The sequence below is a fragment of the Pseudoalteromonas sp. GCY genome (assembly GCF_016695175.1).
Lineage (GTDB): Bacteria > Pseudomonadota > Gammaproteobacteria > Enterobacterales > Alteromonadaceae > Pseudoalteromonas.
This window is the reverse complement of record NZ_CP068023.1, coordinates 279340-301654: the sequence shown is the minus strand read 5'-3', so window position 1 is coordinate 301654 and position 22315 is coordinate 279340. Positions and strand designations below refer to the sequence as shown.

Genomic DNA, 22315 nt, shown 5'->3' with positions numbered 1-22315 from the left:
GTATCCTTGCGTTTTTTTAGCTAATAATAGCTAACTATAGTTTAAGGTGCTCAAGCTGCCATTAAGATTGGGTAAGTATTGAATATGGCAGTGAGTAAAGTACTACTTTAACTGACTAGGGTTCAAAGCAGTTGTACGTTGCAATTCTCTATATGTGTACCTAGTATGTTCTTAAGGTGATGATAGATCTGCTCTTGGCTGCCTTTGCACATAATGTCATAGCCATTACCATTGTTCTTCTCGATGATCCCAAGGTAATTATCATCAATAGCGACAGACTCAACTTGCGTTATTGGCATCATAATTTTATTTGCCCCGTAGATGAGCATTAACTTCTCGCCCTCTTTTAATAACATTTGCTCTGGGCGTCTGTTGGTACCGATATCACCTTGGAGTACGACCGATATCACTGTAATTGCAAACGCAATTGGCAAGAAAAGTGTGTGTTCGATCAGATCTGGCCAAAGCGCGCTCGCACCAAAATATAAGCCCGCAAGTAATACAAGCCTTGTAACCAACGTTATGAAGATGTCCTTGTTTTTTCTTTTTCTAATCATGTAATCCACTGATAAAATTAGATACTTTCATGACCAGCGTACCTAAATCAGTACTTATTATCCAGCCTTTTGCTTTGCTAACTGCTCGCCATGCAAAAAGCGTGTAAAACACGGGTTATCTGTTTCTTCTTGAAACTGATACGCTAACTTTGCAAGATGTTCATCAAAGCGCTCATAATCACTGGGCTCAACTTCAAAAGCGGCTAACACATTGCCTTGTGCCGCACCGTGATTGCGATAATGAAATAAAGTAATATTCCAATTACAGCCGAGCATGTCTAAAAAGCGCGCTAATGCGCCTGGATATTCAGGAAATTCAAACCGCAGCAAACGTTCATTCATGACGCTTGGTGGTTTGCCGCCCACCATATATCTCACATGTAACTTTGCCAGTTCGTTATCTGATAAGTCGTCAAACAGATAGCCATTTTGATGCAACGAGGAGGTTAACTCAGTTAACTCTTGTTGGCCATTTCTAAGCCCGACACCAACAAAAATTTGCGCTTCGCCACAGCCGGCATAGCGATAGTTAAACTCAGTGATCGCTCGGCCACCAAGAGAGTGACAAAAACGCTTAAAGCTGCCTTTTTCCTCAGGGATAGTCACCCCGAGCAATGCTTCATGTTTAGCACCTAGCGCCGTTCTTTCGGCGATATATCTCAACCGATCGAAGTTTAAATTAGCGCCTGACAAGATAGCCGCAACACTCAGCCCCTTTTCACCCGTTTGCGTAAGCCATTTTTTCAAACCCGCGGTTGATAAAGCACCAGAAGGCTCTGCAGTTGCTCTCGTCTCAACAAAAATATCTTGAACCGCCGCACAAATTTCATCGGCATTAACCGTCACTACTTCATCACAGAACTTTTGTGCTAACCGAAAAGTTTCTGTGCCAATAAGCTTCACCGCTACGCCGTCCGCAAAACCACCGACTCGTTCAAGCTCCACGGGTTTTCCAGCTTCAAGCGCGGCTTTAAGGCATGCGCTGTCCTCAGCTTCTACCCCAATAATACGGATATCAGGGCGAAGTGACTTCAAATACACCGCCATTCCCGCAAGCAAACCACCACCACCTACGGGAATAAATACGACGTCTAGCTCATCAAGCTGTTGAATTAACTCTCGCGCCACCGTACCTTGGCCGATGATCACATCTTTATCATCAAATGGCGGGACAAAAACACCACTTTGCGCTGCACAAAGATCTAGCGCGTATTGCTTTGCCGCATCAAAATGATGGCCGTGTAAGATCACTTCGCCACCCAGCTTACGAACCGCGTTGACCTTGATCTCTGGCGTAGTCACAGGCATTACAATGGTGGCGTGCTGACCTAGATGTGTTGCACTTAGTGCAACCCCTTGAGCATGATTACCCGCAGAAGCGGTATACACCCGCGCTCCTTTCGGCAACTGACGGAGCTTGTTATACGCCCCACGCAATTTGAAAGAATAGACCGGCTGTTGGTCTTCTCTTTTTAGCCAAATTTGATTACCAAGCTGGGCTGACATTTGCTCTAATTGATTCACTTGCGTTACCTCAACGAGCGGTGCCACATTCGCCTGAATTATGGCTCTAAAGTAATCAAGCTCTTGGGAAACCATCGCTAGCCTAACTCCTCTAGTTTTTGTAAGTCACGTACCGCGCCTTTGTCTGCACTCGTTGCTAGCAGTGCATAGGCTTTTAGCGCGGGACTCACATAACGTTCTCTGTTAACTGGTTTGTACGCTTCTTTGCCACGAGCTAGTTGCTTTTCATGGCGCAGCGCCAACTCGGTGTCGTCCAGTTTAACGTCAATACTGCGGTTATAGATGTCGATAGCGACAACATCGCCGTTTTCAACCAGCGCCAAATTGCCACCACTGGCAGCCTCTGGAGACGCATGGCCAATAGAAAGTCCTGAAGTACCGCCAGAAAAACGACCATCGGTAAGTAAAGCGCAGTCTTTATCTAGCCCCATCGATTTAAGATAGCTAGTTGGGTACAGCATTTCTTGCATACCCGGACCACCTTTAGGCCCTTCGTAGCGAATGATCACTACATCACCTTTCTTAACTTGGCCACCCAGTATCCCCTCTACGGCATCGTCTTGAGATTCAAATACTACAGCGGGCCCCGTAAAGCGCAGCATTTCATCGGCCACCCCGGCACTTTTCACAATACAACCATCAGGCGCTAAGTTACCTTTCAATACTGCAAGGCCGCCATCTTGCCTAAAGGCATGCTCGATGGAGCGAATACAGCCGCCTTCACGGTCTAAATCAAGCTCGTCCCAGCGATACTCTTGGCTCATAGCTTGGGTCGTGCGGATCCCAGCTGGTCCCGCGCGATAGAAAGTTTGTGCCCGTTCGTTATCACGGTCTGCGGCATTCCAGCGTGCGATAACTTCACCTAGATTTCCGCCAGCAACATGTCCCACCGACAAGTCCAATTTATTGCCTCTGGCCAGCTCGTTGAGAATGGCCATAATGCCGCCAGCACGGTGAACGTCTTCAATGTGATATTGTTGTGTTGCCGGAGCAACTTTACACAAAAACGGTGTGCTACGAGATAAGCGGTCTATGTCATTCATATCAAAATCGACAAAGCCCTCTTGCGCTGCCGCCAATAAATGCAGCACGGTATTGGATGAACCGCCCATCGCGATATCTAATGTCATGGCGTTCATAAATGCGGCTTGGTTAGCAATGTTGCGTGGCAGCACTTGCTCATTGTCTTTACCATAGTACTCATCACATAAAGCCATGATGCGCTTTGCAGCGCCTAAATACAGCTGTTGGCGGTCTTTGTGTGTCGCTAGTGTCGTACCATTACCAGGCAACGCTAAGCCCAGCGCTTCCAATAAACAGTTCATGGAGTTGGCAGTAAACATACCTGAACATGAACCACAAGTAGGACAAGCAGAGCGCTCAACTTGCTCAGAGTCTTCATCACTCACAGTTGGATCTGCGCCTTTCACCATAGCGTCGACAAGATCCAATTTTAGATCGATATCCGCTAAGCGAGTTTTTCCCGCTTCCATAGGACCGCCAGAAACAAAGATCACCGGAATATTCAACCGCAGTGCAGCAAGTAGCATGCCTGGGGTGATTTTGTCGCAGTTAGAAATGCAGACCATGGCATCAGCACAATGAGCGTTAACCATGTACTCTACCGAATCTGCAATTAAGTCTCGAGACGGAAGCGAGTAAAGCATGCCGCCGTGACCCATAGCGATACCATCATCGATGGCAATGGTATTAAATTCGCGAGGTACGCCTCCTGCTTCTGTTATCGCATCAGCCATCAATGCGCTAAGTTGATTGAGGTGAACATGACCCGGAACAAATTGGGTATATGAATTCACGACCGCAACGATCGGTTTATGGAAATCACTGTCCGTCATTCCCGTTGCTCGCCACAATGCACGAGCACCCGCGCGTTGTCTGCCCTCAGTAGTTGTCTTGCTCCGTAATTTAGCCATGCTTCACCTTTTTCTCGGCTATGCCGAGTTCCTCATTCCCACAATTTACAATGCGCTTTTGTTCGGGACGCTTGGCCCCGATACTAATAAAATTATTCGTTTACGTACTCTAACCAGCCATTTTCGTCATCTGTTTGACCTTTAACCAAAGCAAAATACGCCTGCTGTAACTCTTCTGTAATTGGACCACGACCGCCATTCCCCACCGTAATTTTGTCTACGCTGCGAACAGGTACTACTTCCGCTGCGGTACCAACCATAAAGAACTCATCAGCAAGATAAAGCGCTTCACGAGCGATCGGCTCTTCACGTGCTTCATAACCGCGTTTTTTCGCCAAATGGATGATAGTGTCGCGCGTGAGCCCAGGTAGAATACAAGCTGTGGTTGGCGGGGTATAAAGTACGCCTTTTTTCACCACAAACAGGTTCTCACCAGCGCCTTCGCTCAGGTAGCCATTAACATCAAGCGCGATCCCCTCAACATAACCATTACGCTTCGCCTCACCAGAAATAAGCTGTGAAGATAAATAGTTACCACCCGCTTTAGCCGCAGTAGGCATGGTGTTTGGTGCAAGGCGACTCCAAGAAGAAACACACACATCAACACCTTGCGCTAAGCCTTCTTCACCAAGGTATGCACCCCATTCCATCGCAGCAACGGTCATGTCTGCACGGTGCGATTTCGGATTTAAACCAAGGCCTACATGACCCAAAAATGCAAATGGACGAAGGTAAGCATTGGTAAAGTCATTTGCGCGGATCGTCTCTTTACACGCTGCGATTACTTCCTCTTTAGTAAAAGGAATTTCCATACGGTAGATCTTCGCAGAATCAAAGAGGCGTTGAATATGATCGGTTAAGCGGAAAACAGCTGGACCATTTGGCGTATCGTAAGCACGGATCCCTTCAAAAACTGAGCTGCCATAATGTAAAGCATGACTAAGCACATGGGTGGTCGCTTGAAAATAAGGAACCATTTCACCGTTATGCCAAATTACTTCTGATGTTTGTGTCATTGTTAACTACCTTAATTCTTCTAAATTGCCTGTTTCTGTAGTGTATGCAAGTCAACCGCTTGCACTTCTACTAGCTTACTCAGTTGTGAGGTTAATAAATAGATAGGTTTGTCACTATCTACGGTCATTTTGACGTGGAATAAGTCATCTTGACCTTGTAATTCCAAATTCGTTAAGCGAAATCCGCGATGTCTGGCTACGCGTAAAAAGCGCTCCACTGCGATGCTCTGTTGTTTTACTGCAACGGTTAAATGGTGTTTCATGAAAGGCTCTCCGTCATCATTTCATCATTGGCAGCACCAGGTGGAACAAGCGGCCATACGTTTTCTTTATCGTCGATACAAGCATGTAAAATATAGGGCCCTTGCGCATTCACTATGGCGTCAACGGCATCATCTACTTGGTTTGCATGAGTAATTGTCTGCCCAGGAATACCGAACACGGCAGCCAATGAGACAAAATCTGGATTGTCTGACAAGTCGGTTTCACTGTAACGACCGTCAAAAAAGAGTTGCTGCCACTGTCTCACCATACCCAGCCTTTGGTTGTCTAAAATCAATATTTTAACTGGCAGGTTATTACGGCGGATAGTTGCCAACTCTTGAATATTCATCATGATGGAGCCATCGCCAGATACCGTGATCACTGTGTTATCTGGACGTGCTATCTGTGCACCAATTGCAGCTGGTAAGCCAAATCCCATCGTGCCTGCGCCGCCACTACTTAAGTGATTGCTTGGATGGCTGAATTTCATGTGCTGGGCCACCCACATTTGATGTTGGCCTACATCGCAGCATACTACCGCTGTATTGGGTAGCTTTTGGCTAAGTTGATTTAACAAATACGGTGCAAATACTTTTTCGCCAGGATAGTCATAACGCCACGCATGTTGACGTTGCAGTGCTTCGATGGTCTCTAGCCATTCGGTATTCGTAACCACACATTCAAGTTGCGGCAATGACTGTTTTAAATCTGCAATAAGCGAAGCGGCTGCGGGTTTTCGTTTACCCACTTCTGCAGGGTCGATATCTAAATGGATCACCTTTGCCCCTGCAGCAAACTTTGCCAAATTCCCCGTAACACGGTCATCAAATCGCGCACCGATACATACCAGCAAGTCGCATTGCTGAACCGCCAGGTTCGCCGCCTGAGTACCGTGCATACCTAGCATTCCTAAGTCATAATCATAATCCGGTGTTACGCTGCCCAAAGCTTTTAGCGTCGATACGGCCGGCATATGGGTCTTTTCTAAAAATTGCATCAGCTGTGACTGCGCATCAGCGCTTTGCACGCCGCCGCCAATGTAGGCAACAGGTCGTTTAGCTTCACATAATAATTGATTGGCTTTTGCTACTTCAGTTTGCGAAACCCTTGGCTGTTCGTCTTCTGGCGCAGCAAAAGGATGAAAAGGTACTTTAGCTAGCTGGATATCTTTGGGAATATCGACCAACACAGGACCAGGTCGCCCAGACTGCGCTAAGTACATGGCTTCTTGTAATACTTCAGCCAAGTCTTCGGCGCGCTCAACCATGTAGCTGTGCTTAGTACATGACAAGGACATGCCCAGTACATCCACCTCTTGAAAGGCATCCGAACCGATAGCAGCGGTCGGCACTTGCCCAGTGATAGCCAATAGCGGAACTGAATCCATCATGGCATCAGCAAGTGCGGTGATAAGATTCGTCGCGCCAGGTCCAGAAGTGGCAAAACACACCCCAAGCTTACCCGTACTGCGAGCATACCCAACCGCAGCAAAACCAGCACCTTGCTCATGGCGAGTCAAATAATGCTTAACTGGCGCGCCATACAAAGCGTCATAAATGGGCATGATGGCACCACCTGGGTAACCAAATACGTGTTTAACGCCTTGCTCTTCTAGCACCTTGATAACAAGTTGTGCGCCGGTTGTTGAATTGCTCATGATCTGCTCTCAGTTGCCTTTTTTATGCCCTAAAACGAAAACGCCCCCCGAACCTTTTGGTGCGGGGGGCGTTTATGCTGATACTTTTCTTACAGCACTAACTAGCCCCCGCGGTAATAATAATCACCACGTTGATAATCACGACTAGTAGAGTTGCTGTTAGTAACATTGCTTGAATTCCGTAAATTTAAACTTGGCAATCATTCAGTGTAAGCACTGTGCTGCCTCTTTTTCTATTAATACCGCGCCTTGCACACTTAAGTCAACACAAAAAACTATGCTATTTAAAATTAAAAACCTGAGTTTTTCGCATAAAAAAACCAAAAAACCAAAAGTTAAAGAATTAAAACAACCATACATTTTAAAATGCGAATTTTCTATTGGTTCAGTTTCGATATAACGAAAAATTTACTTTCTCGATTTGTCTATATGAAATTTTTTCTACCGCCTCGACACACTTCATTTTTTAGTGACATTCACATTTCGATATCGCAGACTGGCCCTTTAAAACCAACAGGGATCATTACTATGGTTAAAGTCTTTTCACCATTGTTATTTATTTATCTTTGCTTAAGCCTTTTCAGTAATCTCGCCAACGCAGAAGTTGGCCTGTGGAAAATAGAAAAGGACAACAAAACGTCGTACTTATTTGGTACCGTGCACGTCGGTGACAAACACATGCAAGGTTTACCAGCCAAGGTAAAAAACGCCATTGCGAGCAGTGATAGAGTCATGGTTGAAGTGAATTTAGAGGCACTTTCTCCATTTGCGATCCAACAGCGCTCCATGCCATTTATGCTGTTAAAAAACAACCAAACACTAAAAGACCAGCTCTCTGCAGAAATCTATCAGAAGCTACAAGATTACTTTTCCAAAAAGCAAATAGATATCGCCTTATTTGAACGCTATGCGCCATGGGCCGTGATGATAACTATGCTACAACTGGAATATCAAAAGCTTGGATTTACCGATACCAATGGCATCGATAAACAAGTAATAGCCTACGCAAACGAAAAGAAGATCCCAATTGGTGAATTTGAAACCTTAGAATATCAGCTTGAAATGTTCAGTCAGCTGAGTATTCACAGTGACGCTATGCTCAAGGAAACATTTGCACAGATGTCTGATTTGAATACCTACTTCTTGGATTTAGTTTCCGCATGGCGAAGCGGCGATTTGGAGAAGTTATCGCATTACTACCAGGTAAGTTTTTCGGATGATAAATACGGCAAATTAGCCGAGCAACTGATGATCATTGAACGCAATAATAACTGGGTGCAAATGCTTAAAAAACAGCTTCCTAATGAATCAACGTTTATTGCCGTTGGTGCATTACATCTTGTTGAAAAATATGGCCTTGTTGAGCAACTTAAAAATAACGGCTATTCAGTCACCCGACTATAACGCTCAGCGTTATCTTGCTAAGAGGTAAGTAGTTTACTTTGTGGGCGTGTTAAACAGGTACTTCCATCAACACGCCCTAAAAAATAAAAATCTTTTTAAACCTTTTCATTTTTATTTGCGACTTACCTTTCAAACACTCTCGTTGAAGGTAAAAATAATGAAAAAGTTAGCGTTAGTTTTAGCATTAAGTGCAGCTGCAATGACTGCACAAGCAAAAGATTCAAAAACCATTACAGCATCATTTCCAAGCAATAGCCTAGCCGAGTTAGAAGTGGATATTGCTGTAGGTAAAATCGATCTACAAACTTACAACGGCGACACCATAGAGGTCGAAATTTTGGTTGAACCGAAAGAGTCAGACAGTTGGTTTGGTAAACCAGATGTGAGTGAAGCTACCCTAAACAGCAACACATCAGGGGATAAATTATCACTCGAGATCGATTCTGATGATTATGAACTATCTTGGCAAGTTAAGGTGCCTGTTAATTTAGCCTTAGATGTTGAGGTTGGTGTTGGCAAAATTGATATTCAAGATCTTAATAACTCTGCTGATTTAGAGGTAGGTGTAGGAAAAATTAAAATTGAGACTACCGCCACCGATTTCAAAAAGGTGTCTTTAGATTCAGGTGTTGGTAAAACGGCAATGTCTGGTTTTGGCAACGTAGAAACTTCCGAAAAGAGTATGGTTGGCTCGACAACAGGCTATCGTGGTCAAGGCCAGTATTCCATCGATGCAGAAGTCGGGGTTGGAAATATTCGTTTAAGACGAGACTAAATCTCCACACTCATTCAGTAATAGCGCCACTTTACTATGCAGCACATCCGGTTGCAACGGCTTATACAAATGAGCCGTTGCACCAAGTGCGTAGACCTTATCCAAATCCTCCGCATTAGTATTTGCGGTCACGACCAAAATAGGAATGGTCGGATCTAGCGCTCTTAAGCGCTGAGTGGCTTCAAAGCCATCCATCACTGGCATATTTAAATCCATTAGCACGATGTCAAACTTACCCACTTCATATACTTCAAGGGCACGTTCACCATGTTCGACATGCGTTACCATTTTGGCTATGGGCTGAAGCATTTTTTCAATCACGCGCGCATTTAGTAAATTATCTTCCACCAGTAAAATGCTAGCAGACACCGGCTCCATTTTACGAGCCCGCGTCTGTTGATTGTCAATTTCAATGGGGACTCTCAAGGTTGCTCTTGTACCGGTTGGCTCCCTCGCAATAAAATCTAATCGTCCTCCAAGCGCTGAGGTGAGTAATTGGCAACGCTTCAGCCCTAACTGCGTGCCTTGAAAATGTTCGCTATGCATAGATTCTCGTAACTGCTGATAGTCAAACCTAGGTCCTGTATCTTCAACAACAAACTCTAAATATGGCACTTCTTCATCCACAACCAGATCAGCAAACACCTGAATACAGCCACGCTCAGTAAACTTAATTGCATTGTTGACCAATTCACTGATCAACCAACCAACACGCTTACCATCACAATAACAAGTCACATCTAACTCATTACTCAAAGCCAAATTAAAAGCGAGAGATTTCTTGTGTGCGGTTAATTGAAAGGCAATACAGGCTGATTTTATTATTTCTCGCAACGCGACTTGATGGCGCTCAATTACCACTTCTTGCTCGGAAAGATTATTAAAGTCTTGAACGGAATAAAGCAATACATCCAATTGATTTGCTGCGCTTTTCACATGCTGTAATTGCTGGATGTCTTTGTTATTCAGGTATTCATCTAAATACCCCTGAATGGCCTGCAATGGCGTTCTTAGCTCGTGACTTACACGTGCTAAAAATCGCGATTTTGAGTGTAGTGCCTCATCCGCAAGCTTTCTTGCGGCCTCTAATTTATCAAGTGTTTCAGCAATTTCTCGCGCCATTGGGCGAAATACAAATTTCGCTTCAATAAACAATAGCGACAACCCAAGCAACCAAATTAGCAGCTCTATTTTTCTCACAAATTCTGCTTTTTTCCGCGCATGCTGTTCGAATAGTGAAACGGCCTCATTCAGGTTTGGAAGTAAATGCTGAGATGCAGTAAAAATTTGCGTCACCAATTGAGGAGTTGGCTGCTGTAACTGAGACCTTGATAAAGTGACAAAAGTATTACTTTGCAAATTCAACTGCACTGGCTCTTGGTAATAAAGCGCTGCAAGCGCCTCATTCAGATAAATGGCCTCACCATTCTCTGTTTTAGTTAAAAACTCATGATTACTCTCAAATTTATCAATGGCTTGACGCAGCGCCTCCCTATCCCCTTGATTGCCTTGCGCACTATAAAGCGCAATACGCTGGGACAACATCCGCTGCATACCCGCAATATTAATTATGTGTGCATCTTGGCTTTGCTGATACAGTAAATACTGCATAACCCCCATCGCCATCGACAGCAATATAGCCATAGCTAGTAATGCCCCGATATAACGATTTTTAACTTTATTTATTAACGACATATTTTTGTTTTGCATCTCATAGCATTGTCTCAGTTGCAGTGTTAAGTGTAGTTAACAATCGTATTATTTACAGTCCAATACTTGACACCTAGACGGCCAAAATGTTTCAATGCGCATTCACCCTATTTAGATAGTTTGATGCTACGGTGTCAAACTGAGGGCTGGAAGAGGTGCGTTATTCAGGTAGCTAAGTGAAGGAGAGCAAACTCCGTTGCAGCTTAGTGAGGGGAGTACACGCCGAGAAATTGAGTATTGTTTGCTAATACTCATTTCGGGCGACTGGGCTGAATCCCAGCGACTGTCACCAACATACTTGGTGGAGAGCTTCTGGTCTTAGAAAAATAAGGCCATTGGCTGCCTTATCCTTTTTAAGTCCATTGCTCTTCGAATTTTAACGGTTCGAAGTTTGGACATCCTCCTAGCTCCGAACATGATTTAAGTTCGGTAGAGATGAAATCACAATTCAACTTATCTGACTATCCGTTGTGGACGGCCTTAGTAACGCCTTTTGATGCTGAAAATCAGGTTGATTTTGGCGCATTAACGGCGCTTGTACGCGATCAAGAGCAAGCTCGTAACGGTATTCTTTTACTTGGCAGTACCGGCGAAGGCCTTGCGCTTACCCAACAAGAGCAGCAACAAATCGTTGAGTTTGTTTGCCAGCTCGCCCCAAGCGTACCGCTCATGGTTGCCGTTGGCGGCAGTAACCTTGAGCAGCAAACACAGTGGGTGCGCTTTTGTAATACGCAGCCCATTCATGCGCTCTTACTTGGCTCACCAATCTACGCAAAGCCCGGCAAAGTTGGTCTGGCGCATTGGTTTAGCACACTACTAGATGAGAGCCACAACCCTTGCATGCTCTACAATGTACCTGGTCGCAGTGCCGTTGCTATCGCCCCTGAACTACTCGGCGAGCTAGCTTGCCACCCTAATCTGTGGGCACTAAAAGAAGCCAGTGGTGATATTGCCACCTTTGAAGCATTTCGTCAGGCAGCGCCTGATGTCGCAATCTATAGTGGCGACGATGGCTTAATGCCCTACTTTGCACAAGCAGGTGCAACGGGTCTGGTGTCTGTTGCAGCAAACGCATGGCCACAGCAAACCGCGGAATTTGTAAGGCGCTCGTTAAGCGGCACCTCTCCTAATTTATTTACCATCTGGTCAGAAGCTGCAAATAGCTTATTTGCAGTGGCAAACCCCATTCCGGTCAAAGTGTTAATGCACTTACAAGGCAAGCTCACAAGTCCAAACTTGCGCCCGCCACTGACACATTTGGAACTCACCCATACCGATGCGATTACTCGCGCGAACGAAACGATTTTATCTTGGAACTAAGGCAGTAAACATGAGCTGGTTAACCCTACTAAACGATTTAGAAAATGGCACAGTACGTGCTGCAACACAGGATGAGCAAGGCCATTGGCATGCTAACGTAGAAGTAAAACAAGGGATCCTTGAAGCATTTAGAAATGGCGTAAATACAGAATTCCCAGGTGGATTTGTTGATAAAGACAACTTAGCACCACGCGGATTTGCTGCACAAGATGGCGTTCGTATGGTTCCTGGCGGAAGCAGTGTAAGACGTGGCGCTTACGTCGCAGCGGGCACAATCATTATGCCACCGGCTTATGTCAACATTGGTGCCTATATTGATTCAGGTACTATGGTAGATAGTCATGCGTTGGTTGGTTCTTGCGCGCAAATTGGTAAAAATGTACACCTTAGCGCAGCAGTGCAAGTGGGTGGTGTATTAGAACCAGTTGGAGCAAGTCCTGTTGTTGTTGAAGACGATGCCTTTATTGGTGCAGGCTGTGTATTGGTTGAAGGGGTTGTTGTTAAACGCGGTGCCGTATTAGCACCGGGTGTGCGCCTTTCAGCAAGTATTCCTGTCTATGACTGCGTGAACGAGCGCTTGCTCGACAAAGGTGAAGCCATCCCTGAAAACGCGATAGTGATCCCAGGCTCCCGCCCAGCCTCAAGTGAGTGGGCACGCGAGCAAGGACTAAGTATGTCATGTGCACTTATCGTAAAATATCGTGATGAACAAAGTGATGCATCACTGGCGCTGGAAGAGGTTCTACGCTAATGACTTGGTTGAGCACGTCACAGCGAACTGCAGCTGAGGCATTGATCCAGCATCAAGATACGCCATTCTTTTGCTACGATTTAGATAAGCTCAGTGCGCATGTTAAGCCCTTAGTTGATCAGCAAATCGTTAAGCTTTGGTATGCCGTAAAAGCGAATCCGTTATCACATATAATTCAAACCCTAGATAACGCAGGGTTTAACTTTGATGTGGCATCTAGCGGCGAGCTTGATCAGGTGTTATCTCAAGGGATCGCACCTGAACGCGTGCTCAACACCGGTCCTGCCAAATCGCTAAATCAGATCCGTCATTTTGCAACACAAGGCGTACGTATTTTCGTGGCTGAAAGTCACAATCAAATACGCTGGTTAAATCAAGTGGCCGAAGAGTTTGAGCTTCAATTTGAAGTTTTACTGCGAGTGCAATTACGCTTTGATAAAGCAGAGCACAATCCACTTGGTGGCAATACGCTGACTCCTTTTGGTCTTGGCGCTGAGCAGTGGCAAGCTCTAACCTTAAGTGACTACACCCACCTAGACTTTGTCGGACTGCATATTTTCCAATGGGGGAACATGCTCTGTAGCAATACACTAGCAGAACTTTGGCAGGCTATGGTTGCACCTTTAGTTCAGCTCGCTGCTGATTTAGGTATTACTCTAAAGGTGCTCGACTTAGGCGGTGGTCTTGGCATCCCCTATGATAGGCAAAGCCCTTCTCTCAATTGGCAGAAATTATTAGGCGCGCTCGCATTGATAAAATCCGCCACGCAAGTGGAAGAATTATGGATGGAGTTAGGCCGCTATGCGGTTGGCGAATGTGGTTTTTATCTCAACCCTGTGGTGGAACAAAAGCAAAACTATGGTGAACAACAACTGATTGTCGCAGGTGGTGTCAATCATCTGCTGCGTCCAGCCGTTACCGGACAAGCTTTCCCAGCGGAATTGTTACGCCAGTCTCAAGCTGAGACCATAAATTTTCATATTCATGGCCCACTTTGCACAGCATTGGATAAGTTAGGCACTCTAGCCTTACCAAGCGACTGTGCCGATGGCGATTGGCTTGTTTTCAGTCAGTGTGGCGCCTACGGGTACACCGAAAGTATGCCGTTCTTTTTATGTCATGAGCTCCCAGCAGAGTACATCATCTCAGGTGGAGAAATTAGCTGTGTCCGTGAAGCAGAGCCCGCTTCAAGTTATTTGAGGTAAACATGAATACCATTACACAACAACATATTCAGGTTGGTGAAATTGCCAATGGCCTGCCCTTGACTATTCCGGTCTATCGCATCAAAGGCGATGGCAGTGGGCCTAAGGTGTATATTCAAGCGAATATGCATGGCGCCGAAGTGCAAGGTAATGCAGTAATTTATCAACTGCTGGAACAGTTAAAGCAATTGTCATTAAAAGCGGACATCACCTTAGTGCCTTACGCAAACCCGATTGGTTGTAATCAGAAATCCGGTGAGTTTACCTTAGGTCGATTCGATCCAATTACAGGCACGAATTGGAATCGGATGTACATCAACCATTCCGGGTTGGTTGCGGAGTTTGTGGAGCAAAATCCGACGCTTTCAATTACAGAAATCACTCAGCAATTTCGCCAACGATTAGTTGAGCACACCCAAGCGCTACTTGATGGGCCCTTAGATAGGTTGACAACGGGTAAGCGCATCGCCTTGAATTTACAGCGTCTAGCTCATGAGGCTGACATTGTTTTAGACCTTCATACGGGACCAATTTCAGCAAAACACCTGTATTGTCCTGAGTATGCAAAAGACAGCGCTCGATATTTTGATATCCCACATGTGTTACTTATTCCAAATGACTTTGATGGAGCAATGGATGAAGCCAGTTTTTGTCCATGGTGGAACTTACAGCAAGCCTATCAGGCTGTAGGCCGAGAGATCCCAGTATTAACCGAAGCGTTTACGGTTGAGCTTGGCTCTCAAGAAAAAATTGATTTAGCGGAAGCATTGAATGACGCTAATAGCATTTTGAGCTACCTGAACCATAAACAGGTCTTTCAAGACGCGCACTTTATGCCACAAGACATCACCCGTTACGTCTGTCGACTAGAAAATTATCGCGCCTTTTATGCCCCAATGGGAGGCATGGTGGAATATACGGCAAAGCTTGGAGAGCATATCAAGGCGGGCCAAACCATCGCCAAAATTCTCAGAATGGAGCGCTATTTATCAGAAACGCCTTTAAATGAGATCAAGTTGGACGAAGATGCCATCGCCATTTTGCACTTTGCCTCTGCTAGTGTGAATCAAGGCACTGAGCTTTATAAGTTTTTTACTCAAGTTGAAACACTTTGACTTGAGTACTTTTATTGCGTGAGAGTAAGTCAAAGCAAATAAGCTCTGCTTGTTTAGCTTAACGCTTACTAAGGTATGGCGGCGATAGCCGCCACCTTTTTCTTATCCGTACGTATTTTTCTTTCTGACATTTTTGACCTTCTAGATTCATTTCCCTTTCATTATCATTGGTTAATAATGTAATCAATTGTACTTACTCTCGGCGCACACAGGATGAAACTTACACACTTATCAATACCGGCTTTGGCCTTACTTACCTTGCCACTTTACGCTCAAGAAGCCCAACAGGAAGATGAAATCGATTTAGTCAAACAGTGCGTGCTAAACGCGGTATTAACTGGAGAAAAAGATAAAACCATAGAGCAGGTCCGTACCGAATGTGCCGAGGCTGATGCAGATAAAACCTTAAGCCAATTAGATAAACGCATGGCGCGTGAACGTGTAACGGAAAAGAACCGTAATGTATTAACACCACATAAACGTAACTATATTTTGCCAGTTTCTTATATGACCAACGTCAACAGCAGACCATTCGACGGTCTAAAAGCCATTGACGATGAAGACGGCGAGCCAATCGACAACTTTGAAGCCAAATACCAAATCTCGTTAAAAGCGCCTATTTATAAAAACTTTTCGGATAAAGATCAGGCAATCTATTTTGCTTTTACGCTGCAATCGTATTGGCAGCTGTACAACAAAGATGTGTCTTCGCCATTTCGTGAAACCAACTATGAGCCAGAAATCTTTTGGATTAACTTTTTAGATGATGAAAACGTGCTGTGGGGCGATGAGATGGCCTTTGTACTTGGGATTTCCCATCAATCTAACGGTCGCAGTCAACCAAACTCCCGCTCTTGGAATCGTATCTATGCGAATTTTATCTGGGAAAACCGAGGCTTTGTATTCAGCTTTAAACCTTGGTATCGCTTACCTGAAGACGACAAAGAAGATGCCTTGGATCCACGCGGAGACGACAACCCAAACATCGACGAGTACTTAGGTCATTTCGAGTTTAGCGGGGTATATCGTCACGAGGAGCATGAGTTTGGCTTTATGTGGCGCAATAACTTAAACAGTGATAATCGCGGTGCAATTCAGCTAGACTGGTCATTCCCGATTTGGGGAAGACTGCGCGGCTACGCACAATACTTTAATGGTTACGGCGAAAGCTTAATAGACTACAACACACATACCCAAAGGCTTGGTATTGGCGTGCTGCTCACTGATATTCTTTAAGCGCATTCGAATACAAAAAAAGCTCTGAACACTCAGAGCTTTTTCGTTTGGAAAGCTGAGAATAATTCTCTACTTATTGCGGTTTAATCACCACAAACTGTCCCTCAAATTTAGCAACTAGCATGTCACCATCATAGACATTCACTGGCACCACATATTTTGCTTTGCTAGCCGTCTCTAGCGCTTGCAATTCACCTTCACAGTCCGCAATGGTAACCGTTGCCGCTGGTGCCGTGGTTAAAGGTTTTAGATATTTAATATTGGCATCAGCCAACACAATATCTCCCTCTAACCCAAGCTCTTTAAGTGCTAAATAAGTCGCCCCCCAGCCCGTTAGCGTCGCCATGCTATATATAGAGCCTGCAAACATCGAGTTGTGTAAGTTAAGGTTCGCTTTTAAGTCAGCCTTAGTGGAAAACTGCCAGTCTGTATAGCTTTCTACTTTAATCCCCATCGCATCACTGATTGGAATAGACTCACGCCAAGTATTTTGTAATACATGGGTCCAATCTGGCTGCCTAAACCAGCCTGGCTCCGTAGGACGTTGTTTTACCATCTTCCAGTGCTGCACATCGCCATAGGCCAAATGTGCCTTTTCAACCACTTCGTAGCCATGACGCTCGTAAAATGATAACGCGCGCTCGCGAGCGAACAAAACCAGCTCTTCTGCTTTTTGCGTCCAAGCAATAACCTCAAGCTCGTGTAGCAAACGACTACCTAAGTGATGACCTCGATGCCCTTCTGCAACGGCCATATAGCGTACTTGTGCTTGCTTATGATTGTTAAAATGGAGCCTAGCTACGCCTAGCACTTCACCATCATTATTTTTAATGTAGCGATGTTCAGCTTCTTGTTCTAAATCATCCTGTTCGCTGCCACGAGGTTGATCCCATGGCGCTCTTAACACCTGCCAGCGTAACTGGTAATAGGCTTGCCAATCTTCGCTGCTTTGTGGTGAAGTTACCTCAAACATCACTGACTCCTGTTTTGTTATTAGCCTGTTAAACGACTTTGAATCTAGTACGGATACACCCTACAAGATAAGCTCAGTGTAGGGAATAAAATGCGCCAAAACTCTTATCCTTTAGTGTAAAAACTGATGGACAAGCTGGCATTCACAAAATCCTCGTCTATGCTGATGTTATCATGGGAGAATTTATTACGCATTCAGGCACTATCAGCAACGATTTTGTGGACCGGAGCCACCAGCTAGGACACTTGCTATATTGGCATAAACAAGGCAGAAATAGCATCCAAGTGCGCCAAGATAAATCGTTAAGATGGCTTCTGATAAATAACACATTACAATCCGTTGTGGAGTTAAACCACCCGGAGCACTTGTTATTTCCTCATTTAAAAACATTCGCCAGTCGCTGGCAGCAAGTCACCCCGCCAACCAGCGTATTAGAGCTGGGTCTTGGCGCAGGTGCAATCCGTGATTACCTCAATGCCACTTATCCAAATTGTCACATTACCACCATAGATAACAACCCTGATGTGATCCATTGTTACAAACGCTACTTTGGTGGCGACCCTTTGTGCGATGTTAATTGTGTTGATGTATTTAAAGCGTTGCAACAAGGCAAACGCTACGATTGGATTGTGCTCGACTTATTTAGCGAACTTGAACCTCCCATCTTCTTGTTTCAGCACCAGTTTTATCGCCTACTCAGAGCTGCCATTAATGATGGAGGCCGACTGTATATCAACTTTTTAACTGAGCATGAGTCGCAGCTCAAGCAACTTCAACATTTATTAATTACCAACTTTGGTAAAAAGCCCTTTATCGAAAAAGTGCCAGACTACGCCAATATGATTATCGAAATTAAGCGCTAGCATTTGTTGATCTTAGACTTTTACGTCAAATCACTATTCAACACTAAAATTAAAAGTCACAGGGCCGTCATTCAGTAAACTCACCTTCATATCCGCAGCAAATTGTCCCGTCGCGACTTTCAACCCTGCAGCCTTCGCTTGAGCCACAAAGTATTCGTAGAGTGTATTCGCTTGCTCAGGTGTTCCTGCGCTCGAAAAACTTGGCCTCATGCCTTTTTTGGTGTCTGCCGCCAAGGTGAATTGCGATACAACCAATAGTTCGCCTTCAATGTCTTTTAAACTTAAATTCATTTTCCCCTTGTCGTCAGTAAAAATACGGTAGTTGCTTACCTTGTGCAGTAACTTGTCCGCCGTTTGCTCCGTATCCGACTTTTCAACGCCTAATAATAACAATATCCCCTGATCGATTTGACCTACAACCTCACCTTCTACTTCTACCTTTGCTTCGCTGACCCTTTGAATTAGTCCTTGCACTACCTACCTCTTGTGACTGCTAATGATGCTGAATTTTGCACAGTAATAGATCAGCCGCTCGCCTTATTGCTTCTGCGTAAACGAGGTTAGCACAACAATGCCCAACCCCATTTAAAATCAGCAACTGCGCCTTAATGCTTTGCGCTAACTGATGAACTGGTGCGTATCGACACATTAAATCATGCCGACTGTGAATAAACCAGATAGGTAAGTGATTGAGCTGATGTGCATCTGCTGTAATTTGCTGTGTTTTAATAAAGCACTGGTGACTAAAAAAATGCACCATATGCTGTGCTTTGCTGAGCTGTTTGTCTGCTTTGCAGAGCCTAATACCTTGTGTATCGCTATCCGTTGTGATCAGGTTATCCCACTCACACCAGCGCTGTGCCGCTTTTCTTTTGAGTAACTCATTCTCGCCAAAGAGTGCCGAATGATAATGGTCTAGCAAGGATTCCACAGTTTGTGCACCTTGTGCAAAGGCAAGATACTGCTCTGGATAAATTTGCGCGGGGGCACCTTGGCTACCATAAAGCCAATGAAGATCCGCCTCATTACCCAAAAAACTCGACCACAACACCATCCCCGAGACATCTTCACGATGCTGCTCAGCATAAAGAAGTGCCAGCATGGCACCGAAAGATTCCCCGGCGAGTACAATCTTTTGCAGTCCTAAATGCGCACGAATGGTGTGAATATCTTTCAGCAGGTTCGCGGTATTTATATTGCTAAAGTCAGTAGGGGTTGAGTTGCCACAGCCTCGCTGACTAAACAGGATAATGCGGTATTTTTGCGGATTGAAGTAACCAAGTACATTACGAGAATGGCCCTGACCTGGGCCACCATGCAGCATGATAAGTGGTGTGCCATCACTGCAGCCATATTCCTCTATGCCCAATTGATGCCCTTCACCTACCGCGAGATGAAAGCGACGCAAAGCATCGCCATGTTGATACAATAAGCTCATAACTCCCCCTTGGGGGCTTAAGCTAACCGTTATCGGTAAAAGCTAAAGTCCCTGCGCGTCTGGTGGGTCAAACTCCGAGCTCGTATCTAATCCTGCGGCTTCCATATCTTGGGTTAAGCACACAGTAAACTCCGCGCCTAACAACACCACTATCCAAGATAAATATACCCAAACAAAAAGAATAGGTACTGTTGCGAGCGCCCCGTAGATAACTTCGTATGAGGGAAAATGGCTAATGTATAATGCAAAGCCTTTTTTCGTTAGTTCAAATAACAAAGCTGCAAACAAAGCACCAGGAACCGCGGCTCGAAATGACACACTGGTATTTGGTACTAAAGTATAGAGCATGATGAAGCCAACCATAGAAATTAAATAGGGCAACATCTTAATTAGTGCACCACTAAACCCTGGGATCCCTTGATCGGCAAATGTCACTAAAGAAACGATATAAGATGTCATACCAATACTCGCGCCCAATAGCACAGGGCCAAGCGTGAGCACCATCCAATAAATCGCAAACGAAATCATCAATGGACGCTTTTGCTTCACTCGCCAAATTCGGTTGAGTGTGGTGTCAACATTACGAATAAGTAACAAAGCCACGACGGCCAAAAAGCTCACCCCCACAGCTGTCATCTTATTCGCATTGCCAGTAAACGCACTGATGTGCTCTTTAATGGTGTCCGTCGATGTTGGCACAAAATTATTGAACACAAAATTTTCAATTGCAAAACGCGTATCTTCAAATCCAGGAAACGCCGAAAAAATTGCTACACCCACCGCAACTAAGGGAACTAAGGATAACAGAGTGACATACGCTAAATAGCCGGCGTTGACCGTGATCTGGTCCTCAATACACCGCTTACTATAGCGGCGCCACCAGCTAGGCTGAGAATGTAAGAATCGCAGTGCTACGACCTTCATTTCGGTTATTCTTTGCATCATAATCAAGTTAATATTCATGGATCACTTTACACATCATAACAATCCCCGCCATAATTTATAGTGCTAAATGGTCACATGGCCACTTACTGATTATTGACCTTCTAGAGCCCGGGAGTGCAAATGAAGAAACTCACCTTAAGCGCAGTGTTACTTTTACTCGTTACTGGTTGCCAAAGTGCCTATTACGCCACCATGGAAAAGTTCGGTGTGCATAAACGCGAGATATTGGTTGATCGTGTCGAAGAAACAAAGGAGTCCCAAGAGGAATCGCAAAAAGAGTTTCAATCGGCATTGGAAAGACTCACCACCTTAATTAATTTTAACGGTGGTGAATTACAAGAAGCCTATAACCTGCTTAACGATGACTACCAATCATCCCTTGCCGCTGCAGCTGAAGTAAGTAGCAATATAGACAAAGTGGAAGACGTGGCAAACGCACTATTTGACGAGTGGCAAGATGAACTTGAGCAATATTCGAGTGCAAACCTGAAACGCGAGAGTGCTAAGCAATTAAGTCAAACACAACGCCAATTTGAACGCTTACTTCGCTCAATGCGCAGTAGTGAAGCCAAAATGCAGCCCGTGCTCGACTCACTACAAGATAATGTGCTGTACCTTAAGCACAACCTAAATGCACAAGCGGTAAGCGCTATTAAAGGTGAGTTTACGGGGTTAAAGCGTGATATTAGCGCCCTAATCGCAGATATGAACCGCTCTATTGAAGATTCGAACAAGTTTATTGCTGAGATGAATGCACGCAGCGCGTAACAGATAGCATCAGCGAGGATAAATCTCACGATATCAGGAAATTGCTTCCTGATATCGTGGTCATTTTGTGTGTAAAGCCAGACGCTTAACCTTTATTGATAAGATCTTCAATGATGCCATTCATTTCCATTGGCATTTGCGCCAATACAGCATCATATCCATCAGCCAATACCAAGTCTTTTTCTATGTAAGAAACCACTGCTTGATTCTCCAGATCGATGATCCCGCCAAATGCCGTTACACGATTTACGCCCGGTACTGGGATCCCACCAGAACTATCAACATGCAGTACGATCACTCTGTTAAAGTTAAACCCTTTATCCTTGATCACTCCTGTCGACTTTAGCGTCTTAGTCAGCTTTTGTATTGCACCGGTAAGATCATCTGCAATGCGCTGAGCCGAACCTGTAAGCGCATAATTTCCTTGATTAACATGCCTACGCATGTTTTCACCCACAGTCCAAGATAAGTTACCAACCACATCATATAACTGTTGGCTTGAAACAACAGACGCACCATGTTTTCCCGTTACGCCAGCGGTAATTGCTAAACCCACTTCACGGTCGTTTCCTGGAACACCATGTAGCGAAACCGGGAATATCAATACAGGTTGTTGAGCTGAGAGTGTGATTGGAAATTCATATGCCGTATTTTGTTTAACCTCAGTAGAAGTAGAAACACAAGCAGTCAAAGAAATAGTAAATAGAGAGGCTAGTGCTAAACGCACGATATTTTTTGTCATTATATAGTTCCTTTACGTGATTATTAACTCTCGACAACCCAGCTGAGAGCGCGTTGAAACGCGGCGCAAATTATGTGACAAATCGCAACCACAATCAATAATAAAGTACTAGATAAAA

At 44.8% G+C, this 22315-nt stretch carries 21 protein-coding genes and 1 riboswitch; of the genes, 9 read left to right on the top strand and 12 right to left on the bottom strand.

What is annotated here, in order from left to right:
- Positions 1-122: 122 nt before the first annotated feature.
- The 6 genes from JJQ94_RS06565 to ilvG form a co-directional block, all read right to left on the bottom strand.
- On the bottom strand, positions 123-557 hold the full coding sequence (locus JJQ94_RS06565) for a hypothetical protein (RefSeq protein WP_099031140.1): 435 nt from the start codon (positions 555-557) through the stop codon (positions 123-125).
- A 57-nt stretch (positions 558-614) separates the two neighbouring features.
- A complete protein-coding gene (gene ilvA, locus JJQ94_RS06560; RefSeq protein ID WP_099031139.1) occupies positions 615-2156 on the bottom strand; it encodes a threonine ammonia-lyase, biosynthetic in 1542 nt (513 codons plus the stop codon).
- Positions 2157-2158: 2 nt separating this feature from the next.
- On the bottom strand, positions 2159-4015 hold the full coding sequence (gene ilvD / locus JJQ94_RS06555) for a dihydroxy-acid dehydratase (protein ID WP_099031138.1): 1857 nt from the start codon (positions 4013-4015) through the stop codon (positions 2159-2161).
- 92 nt (positions 4016-4107) lie between these two features.
- Positions 4108-5031, bottom strand: a complete 924-nt coding sequence (locus JJQ94_RS06550; RefSeq protein WP_099031137.1) for a branched-chain amino acid transaminase — start codon at positions 5029-5031, stop codon at positions 4108-4110.
- A gap of 20 nt (positions 5032-5051) precedes the next feature.
- Positions 5052-5294, bottom strand: coding sequence for an acetolactate synthase 2 small subunit (ilvM, locus tag JJQ94_RS06545; protein WP_010376329.1), 243 nt, complete (start codon positions 5292-5294; stop codon positions 5052-5054).
- Positions 5291-6952, bottom strand: a complete 1662-nt coding sequence (gene ilvG, locus JJQ94_RS06540; RefSeq protein ID WP_099031136.1) for an acetolactate synthase 2 catalytic subunit — start codon at positions 6950-6952, stop codon at positions 5291-5293. The genes ilvM and ilvG overlap by 4 nt, the downstream gene beginning before the upstream one ends.
- 528 nt (positions 6953-7480) lie before the next feature.
- Between ilvG and JJQ94_RS06535 the strand changes: the two genes are divergently transcribed.
- Positions 7481-8356 carry a TraB/GumN family protein gene (locus JJQ94_RS06535; RefSeq protein WP_099031134.1) on the top strand — a complete coding sequence of 292 codons (876 nt, stop codon included), beginning with the start codon at positions 7481-7483 and terminating at the stop codon, positions 8354-8356.
- 157 nt (positions 8357-8513) lie between these two features.
- Positions 8514-9131 carry a hypothetical protein gene (locus JJQ94_RS06530; RefSeq protein WP_099031133.1) on the top strand — a complete coding sequence of 206 codons (618 nt, stop codon included), beginning with the start codon at positions 8514-8516 and terminating at the stop codon, positions 9129-9131.
- Here JJQ94_RS06530 and JJQ94_RS06525 read toward each other — a convergent pair.
- Positions 9117-10826 carry a response regulator gene (locus JJQ94_RS06525; protein WP_236596553.1) on the bottom strand — a complete coding sequence of 570 codons (1710 nt, stop codon included), beginning with the start codon at positions 10824-10826 and terminating at the stop codon, positions 9117-9119. The two genes, JJQ94_RS06530 and JJQ94_RS06525, sit on opposite strands and share 15 nt — an antisense overlap.
- A 157-nt stretch (positions 10827-10983) precedes the next feature.
- Positions 10984-11161, top strand: a riboswitch (Lysine riboswitch).
- A gap of 115 nt (positions 11162-11276) precedes the next feature.
- On the opposite strand from JJQ94_RS06525, the gene dapA reads away from it, so the two are divergent.
- The 5 genes from dapA to JJQ94_RS06500 all read left to right on the top strand — a co-directional run bounded on the left by dapA (position 11277) and on the right by JJQ94_RS06500 (position 16468).
- Positions 11277-12161 carry a 4-hydroxy-tetrahydrodipicolinate synthase gene (dapA, locus tag JJQ94_RS06520; protein WP_099031131.1) on the top strand — a complete coding sequence of 295 codons (885 nt, stop codon included), beginning with the start codon at positions 11277-11279 and terminating at the stop codon, positions 12159-12161.
- Between the two features lie 10 nt (positions 12162-12171).
- Positions 12172-12912 carry a 2,3,4,5-tetrahydropyridine-2,6-dicarboxylate N-succinyltransferase gene (locus tag JJQ94_RS06515; protein WP_010376345.1) on the top strand — a complete coding sequence of 247 codons (741 nt, stop codon included), beginning with the start codon at positions 12172-12174 and terminating at the stop codon, positions 12910-12912.
- On the top strand, positions 12912-14117 hold the full coding sequence (locus JJQ94_RS06510) for a PLP-dependent decarboxylase (RefSeq protein ID WP_099031130.1): 1206 nt from the start codon (positions 12912-12914) through the stop codon (positions 14115-14117). The genes JJQ94_RS06515 and JJQ94_RS06510 overlap by 1 nt, the downstream gene beginning before the upstream one ends.
- 2 nt (positions 14118-14119) lie before the next feature.
- Positions 14120-15232: a succinylglutamate desuccinylase/aspartoacylase family protein gene (locus tag JJQ94_RS06505; RefSeq protein ID WP_099031129.1), complete on the top strand. Its 1113-nt coding sequence runs from the start codon at positions 14120-14122 to the stop codon at positions 15230-15232.
- Between the two features lie 213 nt (positions 15233-15445).
- Positions 15446-16468, top strand: coding sequence for a phospholipase A (locus tag JJQ94_RS06500; protein WP_010607757.1), 1023 nt, complete (start codon positions 15446-15448; stop codon positions 16466-16468).
- Between the two features lie 73 nt (positions 16469-16541).
- On the opposite strand, the gene JJQ94_RS06495 is transcribed toward JJQ94_RS06500, so the two are convergent.
- The gene (locus JJQ94_RS06495) at positions 16542-17441 is read right to left on the bottom strand and encodes a bifunctional GNAT family N-acetyltransferase/hotdog fold thioesterase (RefSeq protein ID WP_099031128.1); all 900 of its coding nucleotides are present in this window, start codon (positions 17439-17441) and stop codon (positions 16542-16544) included.
- 173 nt (positions 17442-17614) lie between these two features.
- On the opposite strand from JJQ94_RS06495, the gene JJQ94_RS06490 reads away from it, so the two are divergent.
- On the top strand, positions 17615-18304 hold the full coding sequence (locus JJQ94_RS06490; RefSeq protein ID WP_099031127.1) for a spermidine synthase: 690 nt from the start codon (positions 17615-17617) through the stop codon (positions 18302-18304).
- A 33-nt stretch (positions 18305-18337) separates the two neighbouring features.
- Here JJQ94_RS06490 and dtd read toward each other — a convergent pair whose 3' ends face one another.
- Genes dtd through JJQ94_RS06475 form a run of 3 tightly spaced genes read right to left on the bottom strand, consistent with a single transcriptional unit; the run spans position 18338 to position 20687 of the window.
- Positions 18338-18778: a D-aminoacyl-tRNA deacylase gene (gene dtd, locus JJQ94_RS06485; RefSeq protein WP_099031126.1), complete on the bottom strand. Its 441-nt coding sequence runs from the start codon at positions 18776-18778 to the stop codon at positions 18338-18340.
- A 19-nt stretch (positions 18779-18797) separates the two neighbouring features.
- Positions 18798-19742: an alpha/beta fold hydrolase gene (locus JJQ94_RS06480; protein WP_099031125.1), complete on the bottom strand. Its 945-nt coding sequence runs from the start codon at positions 19740-19742 to the stop codon at positions 18798-18800.
- A 42-nt stretch (positions 19743-19784) separates the two neighbouring features.
- On the bottom strand, positions 19785-20687 hold the full coding sequence (locus JJQ94_RS06475; RefSeq protein WP_045962271.1) for a virulence factor BrkB family protein: 903 nt from the start codon (positions 20685-20687) through the stop codon (positions 19785-19787).
- A gap of 120 nt (positions 20688-20807) precedes the next feature.
- Here JJQ94_RS06475 and JJQ94_RS06470 point away from each other — a divergent pair, with 120 nt between their 5' ends.
- Entirely contained in the window at positions 20808-21455 is a 648-nt protein-coding gene (locus JJQ94_RS06470) for a DUF2959 domain-containing protein (protein ID WP_010607751.1), read from the top strand.
- A gap of 85 nt (positions 21456-21540) precedes the next feature.
- Here JJQ94_RS06470 and JJQ94_RS06465 read toward each other — a convergent pair whose 3' ends face one another.
- A complete protein-coding gene (locus JJQ94_RS06465) occupies positions 21541-22197 on the bottom strand; it encodes a hypothetical protein (protein ID WP_099031124.1) in 657 nt (218 codons plus the stop codon).
- Between the last annotated feature and the right edge of the window lie 118 nt (positions 22198-22315).